The 13662-nt window shown below is 44.5% G+C and carries 8 protein-coding genes; 5 read left to right on the top strand and 3 right to left on the bottom strand.

All coding sequences use genetic code 11. The features are described from left to right. Positions 1-432 precede the first annotated feature (432 nt). Entirely contained in the window at positions 433-4170 is a 3738-nt protein-coding gene (locus A8L45_RS08825; protein ID WP_068901356.1) for an FG-GAP-like repeat-containing protein, read from the top strand. An 84-nt stretch (positions 4171-4254) separates the two neighbouring features. Here A8L45_RS08825 and A8L45_RS08830 read toward each other — a convergent pair whose 3' ends face one another. Further along, on the bottom strand, positions 4255-4710 hold the full coding sequence (locus tag A8L45_RS08830) for an Lrp/AsnC family transcriptional regulator (RefSeq protein WP_068901358.1): 456 nt from the start codon (positions 4708-4710) through the stop codon (positions 4255-4257). A gap of 182 nt (positions 4711-4892) precedes the next feature. Between A8L45_RS08830 and A8L45_RS08835 the strand changes: the two genes are divergently transcribed. Next, the gene (locus A8L45_RS08835; RefSeq protein WP_068901360.1) at positions 4893-6704 is read left to right on the top strand and encodes a trans-sulfuration enzyme family protein; all 1812 of its coding nucleotides are present in this window, start codon (positions 4893-4895) and stop codon (positions 6702-6704) included. A gap of 61 nt (positions 6705-6765) precedes the next feature. Here A8L45_RS08835 and A8L45_RS08840 read toward each other — a convergent pair whose 3' ends face one another. Together A8L45_RS08840 and A8L45_RS08845 are read right to left on the bottom strand one after the other, a co-directional pair. Then, positions 6766-6972, bottom strand: coding sequence for a hypothetical protein (locus tag A8L45_RS08840; RefSeq protein ID WP_068901362.1), 207 nt, complete (start codon positions 6970-6972; stop codon positions 6766-6768). Between the two features lie 121 nt (positions 6973-7093). Continuing rightward, positions 7094-8740 (bottom strand): M28 family peptidase, encoded by a 1647-nt coding sequence (locus tag A8L45_RS08845; protein WP_068901364.1) that lies wholly within the window; start codon positions 8738-8740, stop codon positions 7094-7096. A gap of 554 nt (positions 8741-9294) precedes the next feature. Here A8L45_RS08845 and A8L45_RS08850 point away from each other — a divergent pair. The 3 genes from A8L45_RS08850 (at position 9295) to A8L45_RS08860 (ending at position 13655) form a co-directional block, all read left to right on the top strand. Beyond that, positions 9295-10749, top strand: coding sequence for a cryptochrome/deoxyribodipyrimidine photo-lyase family protein (locus tag A8L45_RS08850; protein ID WP_068901365.1), 1455 nt, complete (start codon positions 9295-9297; stop codon positions 10747-10749). Next, a complete protein-coding gene (locus A8L45_RS08855; RefSeq protein WP_068901367.1) occupies positions 10739-12292 on the top strand; it encodes a cryptochrome/photolyase family protein in 1554 nt (517 codons plus the stop codon). Before A8L45_RS08850 ends, A8L45_RS08855 begins: the two co-directional genes overlap by 11 nt. Positions 12293-12755: 463 nt before the next feature. Continuing rightward, positions 12756-13655: a TRAP transporter substrate-binding protein gene (locus A8L45_RS08860; protein ID WP_245680686.1), complete on the top strand. Its 900-nt coding sequence runs from the start codon at positions 12756-12758 to the stop codon at positions 13653-13655. Positions 13656-13662: the final 7 nt, after the last annotated feature.

Raw genomic sequence — 13662 nt, forward strand, 5'->3', positions numbered from 1 at the left:
TTACTTTTATATCTTATTATTAATTGAATATTATCATTATATTCGGAATGTTAACTCAGTTTAATTAATTTAAATGAAAATAAAACTTCTCAAAAACATATTTTTTAGTTGGTTTAAATAAATAGCTTTAGCGATGACGATATAAAATCAGTAAAACGTAACATACCTACCTATGACGAATGCCACCGAATAAGCAGGCTTCACTAACTTGATATCCATACATCAGAACAACCATCTCACTTTTTAGTCGTTTTTTCTTTGTTAAACATCTAATTATAGATGTCTGTCAAAAATCAACATAATTAAGTGAGTAGATTATGCTGGCACGCTGTCTATTACTTTCTACTTTTATTAGCTCTGAGACCCAACTGTCTATTTTCGTGGGCTATTCTAAAAATTCACAATTTGTTAAGCCAAATAGAGCATTCGATAGTGTTTAAATACTTTTCGTTTCAGCGCATTTTACTTGTTGTATTGTGCGTACTCGTATTTGGTCTGGGTCTTGAGAGGCACTGGCCAGAAGCATTTAAAAAACTGACTGCATCTATTCCTTTTCCGGTTAGCAGCCCAGCGCAATCAGGTAACCGTTTACCTGCATCGCCTGTGTTGCCGGTTTTTGTGGACCGAACTCTGGCTTATGGCTTGTTTCACCGTCACCAGCAGAATGCTTCCGGCATTACGAATATTGCTGATTCGCTGGCAGGTGGTGCATGTGTGTTCGATGTCGACCAGGATGGATGGCAGGATTTATTTATCATAGGAGGAAGCGGCGCCAGGGAGCTGGCAGAGAGCCATGGAATTTGGCAAAAAACACAGGGTGATGCCCTGTTTCGTAACATTGGCGGCAAACGCTTTGAGCTAGTTGCCACCTATCAACACGACCACAGCATGGGGTGTGCTGTTGGTGATTTAAATCAGGACGGTCGGGAAGACTTGATAGTCTCACACAGAAACGGCTTGTCTATTTACGAGAATCAACCCACAGGCCTCAATCCGGCACCCTACCGGACAGCGGCAAAGAGTTGGTACACGAACATATTGTTGACTGATATTAACCATGATGGGTTGGTTGATATTTACGCCAGTGGTTTTATCACCCCACCAGAAGAAAACGTTACAAACGGCGGTATCGCAAGTAACGTTGGCTTCAACCCTGTACAATATGATGCTGCACCAAACCTGTTGTTGATTAATCATGGTGGACTGATATTTACCGACCAGACTGATGATTTTGCGGTTAGAGATGCGTCTGGAAAGGGGCTAAGTGCACTGAGCTGGGATATCAATCACGATGGGCGACGCGATCTGTACACAGTGAATGCCAATGATTCGGGCAATAAGGTGTATGTAACCCGTAAGTCGGTCTTCAATACGAGCCAGAAGCTTCGCGATAAGAGTCAGGTATTCGATTTTAGGATGCAGACTGGCTCTCGCGCCGCGATATACGGCCCGTTGGTTGATAACTGGAACTTTGATTTACTGGTTTCACATCCAGAGGGAAGTCTTCAATCTCTGGTTGCACGCTCCCTGAAACCCCCTTACTTCCAAAATGTCACACAATCAGCGCAGTTTTCTGCTGTGGATGAAAGGTACCTCAGCGTGTGGGGAAATATTGTTGCCGACCTTAATAATGATGGCTGGCTGGATGTGGTCTCCCGAACAGGGAAGCTGACGCCAGAAACAGACACACCTTATCTCACCAAGCGACAGCCTGATGTAGTGGCAATGAACCTTGGTGGTCAGTTCAAAAAACTGTCGCTTGAAGATATGGGAGTGGTTAACAGCCTTGATTATTCTGGACGTGGTGGTGTCTATGCCGACTTTGATAACGATGGCGACATGGATCTGTTTTTAACCAACAACAATGACGCTGGACAGCTTTTGCTGAACAGAACACCGAAAGTCGCCGATTGGCTGGGTTTTGAACTTGTGTCGGTCGATAAAGCCAATGGTTTGGACATGTCGATCACTGTTGAGTTTCAGGACGGAACGACTATCAGGCGACATAGCAACAGTCGGTTTAGCTTCCTATCTTACGGAGATAAACGCTTTCTCATACCTGCGTCTAAGCCCGTGAAGATTGTAACGGTTAACTGGCCTGATGGTAGTGAGTCATCTCATGACAAACTGGCACTCAACCAGTACATGACTATCCAGCAAAAAGAAGATATTTCTTTGGCAACACTGGTCAGTCTGGGCCTTGAGAAGCTGGATGAGCTGGAAAACCGGGCTGGAAAAGGTGAAAAAGAGTCGACGACGGCGGAAGATCAAACTGATTTTTCTCTGGCTAATGTATTCTCGCCAAAAATATCTTCTGACAACGAAATCAGTAAGTTATTCCTAAGCGAAACGCTAGCGCTCGACAAGGAGCCGGGAAGTCTGGCTGCATGGATTTATCAGCTTGACGCTGGGGCGATATTTACTGAATCTCTGTTTGCCAAACTGTCGTCAGATCCCAGTGCGGGTAAAGCGTTCAGTGAGCAGCTCATGTATCGTCGGCCAGGGAATGCAATGCTTGCCTACTTGCCTGCGCTGTTCCAGAATCCGTCGCCCGATGTTCGCGAACGGACAGTGAGAGCGCTGAGTAAATGGCAAATCGATGCGACCATCCCTATGGTGCTGCCTTTGCTGGATGATGACTCTGTTGCGGTAAGGTGTGCTGTTAACCAGATGATGATTGATCTTTTTGAGCAAAACAGGACTCTTTCCGATCATAAATGGTTAGCCTTGCCCGACATGGTAAACGCTCTTGGCAATGAGCCGGCACCATGCCAACTGAGAGCACTCGGTGCATCGCGGCATCACAAATCGCTGAATGCGTTGCTTGGTTATCTGGATCATCCAAATTTGATTATTGCTCTCACTGCACGCTTGTCGTTAGGTGAACTCAATCAACCGGGTGGCTTTCTGCCAATGGCGGAAGATCTTAAACGCTATTCACAATCTGAGCCGGACGAGAGAAAAGCGCGTCTCGCACTGAGTAGTATCGTCAGCTTGCGAAAGCTTGCTTCGAATCAGCAGCTTGAAGAGCTTAGCGAATGGTTACTCGGCTTGTCCGCTACACATGTTGAAACGTTACTGGTGACTTTCCAGCGCTACAATACGCCAGGGCTAGCATTAGCCACGCTGCAGGAAGCGGTTAAGTCTCACCTGCAACCATTGCGTCAGGGCAGTATTGTCGGCGGTGAGCAATTGCGTGACTTGACGCATCTTGTATTGTTGAGTGCAATTCGTGGTATTGATAATCGGATGTTATACCAGTGGCAGCATGTGCAAAATCCGGGCTGGAAGGATGAGTTGTTTAACACCCTCATTAGCTTTGATGATCACTATCCAGTAAATATTAACCTCTACTGGAAGTTGGCTTATCTGCTCGATGACGAAAAGCAGCAACAGTTATATCTACGGCAACATCATTTACCCATCTCGAATGATATTGCCGTCAGGTGGCTGGCTGGTTCCGGTGAGCAGGCAAGCAGAGCAATATCTCGCCTCAACGGGAGAACATTACCCAAACGCTTTGTCGAGTTAATGGCGATGCAACCGTCACTTTGGTCGCGCCTCGTTGAAGCCTGTCAGGAGTTACCTTATTTCCCAGAGGGTATGGAGAAAGAGCTGCTCAAAAGGGCTAAGACGAGCGATATTGTCTCTTCAAGACAAATTGCTTGCCTTCTGCGTCACGCTGAGCCGAACGAAGACTGGAGAAAGTGGTTGTTGATTGCCACCAAAGACCAGAGACGGACATTCTTTAAAGCACTGTCTGCCAATCCACATTTAAGTGTGAAGCGCTGGTTGATGAAGACGACCTTGCTTGAGCTAAATGCGGTGGACGGCGTTTCCGCTTTCGAGTTGGACCCGGTGATCCCGGATATGATGACAGTGGTAATGATGTCCGGACCGCTACCCGGTATTTCAACCATGATCCAAATGGGTCTCGAGCATAGCGATTCGAGAATACGTAAACACAGTCTCGATTTGTTGTGTAACGAGCCACAGGGTTATCTTGAGCCACTGGCAAAAGTCATGCTGAACCGTTGGGTGGTTGCTTATCAGTCCAATGACGATTATCTCAACAAAATTGAGAGATTACAGAGGGCTTACCCAGAGTTACTTGATCTTGAACATTTGGTTCAAATGGTTAGGCCTGCGCAACAAACTAACCTGCTTTGATCATCAGGTTAAAAACCAAAACGCTTCCTCATAGAGGGAGCGTTTTTCGTTGTGAGCTGGTGGTTGAGTTAACGTTTCAATTCGTTATTTTATGGGTAACGTCGTCTGCTTTTTAACCTGTCCAAAAGCAAAACTGGATTCAATTGCGGCAAGGTTTTTCAATTGAGTAAGTTGTTTTCGAATGAAGTGCTCGTAAGATTTTAACGACTCACTCACCACCCTAAGAAGATAATCATGTGTACCCGTCATCAAAAAGCACTCCATCACCTCATCCATTTCTCCAATTTGATACTCGAAATTCGCTATGCTCTCTTCTGTTGGCCGGTCTAATTTCACTAGAACAAATACATTGATGGGCAAACCACATTTGTCTTGGTCGACATGGGCATGATATCCGGTAATTAAGCCTTTCTTTTCCAACGCTTTTACTCGGCGTAAGCAGGGAGAAGGTGATAAAGCCACGCGGTCAGATAACTCTTGATTGGTGAGACGACCATCTCTTTGTAATTCAAAAAGGATGTTTTTATCGATTGCGTCCATTGCAGGTTCCTCAGATGGGCAGTTTTTTTATTTTCTGTTAAGGCAATAATAGCTAATTTGTAACCTTATATTGGCATTTTATGCCAATATATCATTATTATTGAGCATAGATAGCAATCATTTGTCCTATTACCTTTGCTAACTTTTAAGGATAACCAAAGGTAATTAATAGGAACGCTGTAATGAAGACTGCTCACCAACTCAGCCCGTTACGTAACACCACATCCAAAGAGACCGTTGAAGAATTAGCCATAGAACAAGCGGAACATTTTGGTATCGATATACAGAGCGATTTTGGAAAATCATTAATTAAACTCTCCACGCATTTGTATGAAGCCAATGGCCATGCTCATGATCTATGGTCTCTTACTCTTCATGGACTGTCCGCCCTCGATCGTTCCGATCGGATAGCTTGGTTTAACGCGAAACGGTTTTTGTCATTTCAGCTAGCAAAAATTCTCGATAACTTACAAAACCCTATGCGAGCCAGCTATAAAAGCATTGCCACTACCAATGGACACTTTGCAGCAAAGGGCGCGTATCCGATTTTTGATAATGTCGCAGCTATTTTTTCTGCAAGTCCCGTCGTAACAAGAACCGCCACCTACCTATTTGCCTGCACTGAATGGGTAGAAGATGCATTTAATGGCAGAGAACCTCTCCATGAGATCTACTCCAGACTCCTCAACCCCACGTCAATCAGTCTCGCTAATCATATTGTCGATGTAGAAGCTGGGGACATGGCAGACCAGTACCTGGCATGGAACTTTAATTCTGGTATGGCAGCGATTGATGGACTTTTGAGCCATCTTCTTGGACGTGAAGATATCGTAATCGCCTCGCGCAACATATATGGTGGGAGTTATCAGTTACTTCAGGATTGGTATCATAAATCATCTAATCTCGATATTGCCGTCGAGTGGGTTGATGGATATGACGCCGACTCATATGCTGCAGCCATTGAACAGGCCAAGATCAAGTACAGTGAGCGCCTTTCAAATGATCGTAAAATCTATATTTATGTTGAAAGTCCATGTAACCCGCACGGCTATGTACTAGACATTGCGGGTATTTGTCGGGAAGCGCACAAGCGCGGCTCGGTCGTTATGGCGGATACGACAGTAGGCACACCCTTCTTGGCGCCTGTTCTAAAAAGAAAGGATCCAACTGAGCGACCGGATTTTGTCATTCATTCCTATACCAAAGATCTTGCAGGAACCGGAAACACTACAGCAGGCGTGGTCATTGGGCGTAATGAAGAAATGTTCATCCCCAAAGGTGACTCAGCAACTTACAAGGACTCCACCGGTGAATCGAAAAACATTAAGTGGAATGAAACGCTATTCTGGAATGTTTACTACATAAAAGGTGCATTTCTTGATGCTGACAAGGCATTTGAAGTATTGAATGGGATGAAAACGTTTGAAATGCGCGTACTACAAAAAACCATCAATACACTAACATTGGCCCGGGTATTTGACAGGCATCCCGATATCAATGTGTCATGCCCTGCTCTACCCTCAAGCCCGAATCACAAAGTAATGACTGAGAATTTGTATCTGGGCCTTCCTGCCCCCTTATTCACCATTGATATGGAGGGAGCTGAAAACAGAGCGCCAATTTCACCTCCATTGTATAAACAGTTTTTCGATATGCTTGAGCCGGCTATCGGTATGCAAGTCAGTCTTGGTCAAACTAATACGGTAGCGCTGTGTCCTGCAATGACGACCCACTCTGAAATGTCAGAGCCCGCATTGAAAGAAGCAGGTATTGCACCCACCACGATGCGAATTTCTGTTGGGCTGGAGGATCCACGGGTATTTATCGCTCATATCCAACAGGCAGCGCAAATGACCATAGATCATGGACATCCCGGATTTTCAGGGTTATTGCCAAGCTCCGAAGTGATAGACGATATATATAAAATGACGTACCTTGAAGTGCACCAGAAATTTGTGGCGCAGTTACCAGATTACAACACGTTAAGCCGCTGATAACCATCCGAAAAATATAAGAAAACAGCCGCATTTGCGGCTGTTTAGGTGTGTATAGTCATTAACGATTAAAGGTATCAACCAGCATTGGCCAGAGCGCTACCCAGGCAAAATATCCAATACCGGCAATCACCAAAAGCCAGAAAATGTTTCCAAGCCAACGATTACGGGCGTGGTAACTCACTGGATCCGGCTCACCACATTTTGGGCAGGCATGGGCTTTCTTTGATACCGATGCTTCACAGACAGGACAACTAACTAGTGGCATTGACGAATCCTTACTCAACTTCCTTATAGTTTACGGTATGTTAGCTGTATAGGTGCCTATCTGCCAGTCTCATCAACAAGAAAACCGATACCCTTGACGCTTTATCGCATAATTGTGCGCTCTAGAATACGTTATCCGAAAGAAGGTAACTGGTGACAACCTCTGCCATTGCTTGCGCATTTACCTGTAATGTCTCAAGGTGAACATTATCAAAGCCATCACACGCCTTGTTATGGCATGGATCAAACGGCTGATTGGGCTCCCCTCCAAAGGTGTCTACCTGAGCCTGTGTTTTCAATCCGGCCCCACCGCTGAACAAGCCACCAAATGGCACCTGATATTGGCCAAACGCTTTGTAGTCGGCCTTGTTGTCAAGCACCAAAGGCTCAATACTCTTATTCATAGAAACAAAGGCTTTCCTGAATTTCTCCTCGATGTGGTATTGAACGCCATCAGTGGGGATCAGCAGTTTCTGCGACCCATAAGCGCTGTTTGGATTAGCCGACGTTGAAGACAGATCGCCATCGTATACGCCATAGATACTATTTTTTGACGCAATGGAGTCAAGATCGATATACAGCTTTACTGAATTTCCGGCCTGCATTCGACGGCTCACTATTTTCTTTTCCTGCTCAGATAAAGCGTCGTAGCTGGCTTTACCAATCTCTGTTAACACTTTATTGACAACATTTTTATAACTAGAAGAAAATTGTTTTTCTGCATAGCTTTCAGACCCATAACGACCAGCCTCTCCCGCTCCCCAAAAGGCAATTCGCAAATTACGTTTTAACCGTCCAATACCAAGACTCTCTCTCTTATTGACCAATACTCTGGCGTAAGACAAAAGTGCTACTGCACTGGCACCGTTGTTATTTGCTCCTGGACTATCAATGGCGGAATCTAAATGGGCGCCCACCATGATCACTTCATTTTGTCCAGACACTTCTAATTCCGCAATCAGGTTTTTCGTTTCTACTAAGGTATCCTCGACGTTAACACTCACTGCAGCTCTGAAATCGTTTTCGTTTCGATACGAATATAAATTGATTCCGTCCTGATAACTGATACCAAGCACAGGAATCGTGGCGAGTGGCGAGAGTCGATAAGGTAACGGCTCGCTAAAGACCTCATTATCACTAAAGCTATCTTTCTTTTCTTTGAACACAATCAGGCCAGCGGCTTCGGCATCTTGCGCCAGCGTGAGTTTTTTCTCCAGCGTACATCCACCCGCCTGAACAAGAACGATTTTGTCCTTGATCACGCCAGCATTTTGGAAATCTTCGATGTTGCAACCATGGTCTGGAGCAAACGGTGTATTCGGAATGTATACGGTCGCATCAAGTACAACCAATTCTGTTTCAGCAACGATGCCGCCGGCAGAACGTTCTAGCACTTTATAATTGAATGTTGTGGGTTGAGGTAAACCAGTAATATCGAGAGACGACGTTCCCTCTTTCCAAACCCGATATGAGAATGGGTCTTCTGACACGTCAAAGCCAAGTTTTTCAAATTCGTCAGCAAGGTAATTTCTTGCTTCTTCAAGGCCCGTTGAACCCTCTTCGCGGGTGGGCACTTCTCCGCTCTGCGCCGCATAACTATCAACAACCGCGATTTCATCGCTGAGATCTTTCTCAGTGATTGACTTTGACAAGGTTTGAGATTGTTCAGAAATGGCGGGAGAATCTCCACCAGAGCCACCACAAGCCCCGAGAAGGCTGATACACAATGCCGATGCAGCGTACATTTTAAAATTTAAGCGAATGCTCATACTTTCATACCTGAGTTTTCTTACATTAAACATTCCATTGCAGCTGTACACTGCAAAAGATCTGGGCAAGGCTAATTAACAAAGACCAAAAATTTTGCTATCCCTATCAATTCCTTCAACATTATGTGCCTCAGCGTGAATTTTTAACGATGTAAAAAGTAGGAAAAAACGTGGTTTATTAAAAAAGAAACTGAGTATTCAAAAATAGAAACGCCGACATTCAAATATCTGTATTAAGTCACTAAAAGCAATAGAATTATTTTTATTAAATCTCATTTATCATGTAATAAATGACAATTTGATTTAGATATGAACAATTATGATAAAAACGATAATAATGAATGCTATAAGATGTTTTCGATAAAACATCCTATTTATACGCAACACTTCGCCGAACCCCTCTGTTCTGCTCAACTATTCAACAACCTGTGCAAACAATGATTTTGGATGTGAACTTTCCATAGTAGTGGTTACGTAATGAAATCATTAGGATTCATACTGTTTAAGAAGGTGGACTGGCATCTACTCGCTAGTACTACTGGGAGAAACACCACATGCAAAAAATCGCAGTCGTTTGGTTCAAAAGGGATCTTCGGCTTACCGATCACTCTCCGCTGTCTCTTGCCTTAAAGAGCGGCGTACCCGTTGTTTTACTCTACAGCTTCGAACCTCGTCTTCTTTCAGACGAACATTACAGCGCCCGCCATTGGAGATTTGTGCAGCAATCACTGACCGATATGAACCATAAGCTTTCCCCTTATTCTGCGCGGATGGCGTGCTCAGACCTTGGGATCATTGATGCGTTAAGCGCACTTCTAAATGAGTTTGAAATAGCGGGTCTTTACAGCCATGAAGAAACCGGTCTCATGGTGACATTCGACATAGACAAACAAGTTGCCACTTGGTGTAGAGAAAATCATGTCACTTGGCATCAATCACCAGAAGGTGCCGTTATAAGAGGATCGGAAAACCGCGACGGCTGGGATAAGCATTGGCAGCAAACAATGAAAGCAACCATTGAACATGTCGATTTAGATGTCGCATCTTTTGCCTCCCTCGACAGTGAAATGCTTAATCAACCACTTGATTGCGATGATCGCGCAGATATGCAACGTGGAGGTGAGTCAGAAGCGTGGAAAGTGCTCGACAGTTTTTTTGCTGAACGTGGTAAGAATTATCATAAAAGCATTTCAAGCCCTTCACTCAGTCAGCATTCATGCAGCAGGCTCTCTCCTTATCTAGCATGGGGAAATCTAAGTCTAAGGCAGGTCTATCAAATGCTGCTGAAAAACTGGCAACAGCCCGGCTGGCGTGCTCCCCTCCGTGCTTTATCATCCCGGCTCCATTGGCACTGTCATTTCGTCCAGAAATTTGAGAGTGAGTGCCAGATGGAATTCCAGCCAATAAACGCTGGCTACGAACACTTTCCGTGGTGTAAAGACCAAAAATTGTTGAACGCTTGGAAGTCAGGCCACACAGGTTATCCTCTTGTCGACGCCTGTATGCGATGTCTTATCCACACAGGCTATATAAACTTCCGGATGCGGGCGATGCTGGTCAGCTTTTTGTGCCACCATTTACTGCAAGACTGGCGTGACGGCGTCACTCACCTCGCCAAGCTTTTTCTCGATTTCGAGCCGGGTATTCATTACCCACAGTTCCAGATGCAGGCGAGCGTAACGGGTATCAACACTGTTCGCATCTACAACCCTGTCAAACAAAGCCAGGAGCAAGACCCTAACGGCGACTTCATTCGCCAGTGGATCCCTGAACTCAGTGAAATACCCAACGAACTTATTCATACACCGTGGGAAATTACGCCGCTTGAAGAAGTAATGTACGACTTTGCCTTGGGAAAATCCTATCCCCAGCCTGTTGTTGATTTGAATGAATCAGGTAAAAGGGCGAGAGATCTTTTTTGGCATTGGCGGAAGCGGTCCGACGTTAGAAAAGAAAAAATGCGAATACTTCACCGTCATATCAGGCAGGAGCGTGCCGATGAAAACTAAAACGATCAGATTGATTTTGGGTGACCAGCTTAATGCGTCACACAGTTGGTTCAAAGAACGCGACGACAGCGTTCTATACCTTGTGTGTGAGATGAAACAAGAAACCGCCTATGTGAAACACCACGTTCAGAAAGTTACTGCATTTTTTCTTGCCATGGAAAAATTTGCGTTGGCTTTACAAAAAGCGGGTCATAACGTTACCCATTTGACACTTGACGACACAGCAAATGACAAGACGTTTCTATCCCTGATAACAAGGCTCTGCAAAGAACACAAAGCGATTCGATTTGAATACCAGCACCCGGACGAGTTTCGTTTAAATGAGCAGTTTAACGAGCTGCAGATAGAACTCCAGAAATGCGGAATACAGTCAGTTTGTTACGATTCTGAACACTTCCTCCTGCCTTTTGAAGAAATCTCAACGAATTTCACAAAAGGTAAACACCTTAGGCTTGAAACGTTTTATCGCAAAATGCGTAAACGCTTTGATGTATTAATGGAGTCAGATAAGCCTGTCGGTGGCAAGTGGAATTACGACGCGGATAACCGAAAAAAGCTGAAAAAATCAGACATAGCAGAGATCCCTGCCCCGTTGGTGTTTGATCATAGTACGTCTGAAGTCGCTGAGCGATTGGCTCGTCATGAAGTTCAAACTATTGGGGAAATGGAAGACAGTCTTGGCTGGCCAGTATCTCGCTCGGATGCACTTAAACTTCTCGATTTCTTTATTCAACATCAATTACCTGATTTTGGCCGATTTCAAGATGCAATGACCTGTCAGACACCCCATAGCTGGAGTCTTTATCATTCAAGGCTATCTTTTGCGCTCAATGCGAAAATGCTACAGCCAATGCAAGTCATTCAGGCTGCCGTATCTGCATATCTAGCTGATCATGCAAGTATCCAAGCTGTTGAGGGCTTTATCAGGCAGATTTTGGGATGGCGGGAATACATAAGAGGCATTTATTGGTGCAACATGCCTGAGTATGCTGAAAAAAACCACTTTGAAGCGACGCGTGACGTACCAGAGTTCTTTTGGAATGGCGAAACGGGCATGAAGTGTATGTCCGAGACAATCAAGCAGAGCCTAAAAACGGCTTATGCTCATCACATTCAAAGACTCATGGTGACAGGTAACTTCTCGCTATTGACTGGATTAAACCCCGATCAGGTGGATGCATGGTATCTCGGCATATACATTGATGCCATCGAATGGGTAGAAATGCCCAATACAAGGGGGATGAGCCTTTTTGCCGATGGAGGCATCATCGCTACTAAACCTTATTGCGCCAGTGGTAGCTACATTAGCCGGATGAGTGACTATTGCTCACACTGCAAGTACAAGGTCAAATTAAAGACAGGTGATGATGCCTGTCCTCTCAATAGCCTTTACTGGGATTTTATGGTCAGACATCGTGATGAGCTAACCCGGAATCCCAGAATAGGGATGATATTTGGCAACTGGGATAGATTGGAAGACAATGAGCAACAAGCGATTTTAAGCCGGGCTGATTGGATTCGAAACAACCTTGACCAATTGTGATCACCCATTGATTAATGAATGAACTGTGAGTGCCGCATCAGCGGCATTTTTTAATACACAAAGTGAATTCCCTTTTCTTTCGCAGTTATGCCGCGGAGTTGTAATTTAATGCTGATGCGAATTGCTGCTTATCGCTGCTCTATCAGTATTAATATTCTGTACCTACCTCCGAGATGATAGACTTTACGGCAGAAAATCAAATCGTGGTTTAAGTACATTATTTAGTGCTCAACGTATTGTATTAACGTGATTTAGTCTGATTAACAGGCTTATGTTTGCCCATAGCTGGCCTCTACTTTTAACTGCTTTTGTCATGTGACTGGTAACCCAAGCAACATCCTATTTTATGCGCACTATTCTATACAGCGAGAATAAGATGAATGTAATACCTGCTGCTCTATCGAGCTTGTTAATCCTAATAAGTGGAATAGTGTCATTCCATTTGTCTGCTGCAACCTGGCATATGCCCACACCATATGACGATCAGACTCTATCCACAACAATCGCTAGAGAATTTGCCAGAGAAGTTAAAGCAGGTAGCGGAGGTGCTTTACACATAAGAGTTCGAGCCGGAGCGTCACTGTTGAAGCATCCGAAAATTCCACAAGCGGTTATGTCAGGACAAGTACAAATCGCTGAGATGTTTATCGGCATTTTAGGTGACAGTCATCCAATTTTTAAGCATGACAACATTCCTTTTCTTGCGACCAATTACCATCAAGCACGAAAACTTTGGCTGGCAGCAAAACCCGAGATAAAGAAGCAACTAAGAGAAAAAGGGCTAGTCCTTCTCTACACTACACCATGGCCAGCACAAGGACTCTATACACAAAAGCCCATTCATGCGCTGAGTGATATAAAAGGAACCAAGATGCGAGTTTACAGCGCATCGACATCGCGACTCGCAGCATTAATGAATACGCAGCCTACACTGGTCCAAGTGCCAGAGCTTTATCAAGCGTTCAGCAAAGATAAAGTCAATGCTATGTTTACCTCATCATCTACTGGCGTACACACACGAGCGTGGAACTATCTCGACTATTTCACAAAGGTTAAAGCTTGGATCCCCAAAAACTTCGTGGTTGCCAACGAAAATGCCTTCAAACGACTGAACCTTACAACACAAATCGCCATCATTAACGCTGCAGCGGTTGCTGAGAAAAAAGGATGGGAGAAAATACAGCAACAGGAATTGAGGGACACGAGACTGCTGGCTGAAAATGGTATGAAGGTTGAAGAACCCTCTGAAACGCTTATCAATGAATTGAAGGTAATTGGTGCCACCATGGCTGAAGAATGGCAACAAGAATCACCATCGACATTAACGCCTGTTTTAACTCTGTATCGTCATCAGAAGAAGTAACTATATG

Source organism: Veronia pacifica, assembly GCF_001707825.1.
GTDB classification, from domain to species: Bacteria; Pseudomonadota; Gammaproteobacteria; order Enterobacterales; family Vibrionaceae; genus Veronia; species Veronia pacifica.

Bases quoted from the DNA above. Each gene is read 5' to 3' on its own strand.
- A8L45_RS08850 (WP_068901365.1), top strand. From the start codon at position 9,295: ATGCAAAAAATCGCAGTCGTTTGGTTCAAAAGGGATCTTCGGCTTACC.
- A8L45_RS08855 (WP_068901367.1), top strand. From the start codon at position 10,739: ATGAAAACTAAAACGATCAGATTGATTTTGGGTGACCAGCTTAATGCG.
- A8L45_RS08840 (WP_068901362.1), bottom strand. From the start codon at position 6,972: ATGCCACTAGTTAGTTGTCCTGTCTGTGAAGCATCGGTATCAAAGAAA.
- A8L45_RS08830 (WP_068901358.1), bottom strand. From the start codon at position 4,710: ATGGACGCAATCGATAAAAACATCCTTTTTGAATTACAAAGAGATGGT.
- A8L45_RS08835 (WP_068901360.1), top strand. From the start codon at position 4,893: ATGAAGACTGCTCACCAACTCAGCCCGTTACGTAACACCACATCCAAA.
- A8L45_RS08845 (WP_068901364.1), bottom strand. From the start codon at position 8,740: ATGAGCATTCGCTTAAATTTTAAAATGTACGCTGCATCGGCATTGTGT.
- A8L45_RS08860 (WP_245680686.1), top strand. From the start codon at position 12,756: ATGCCCACACCATATGACGATCAGACTCTATCCACAACAATCGCTAGA.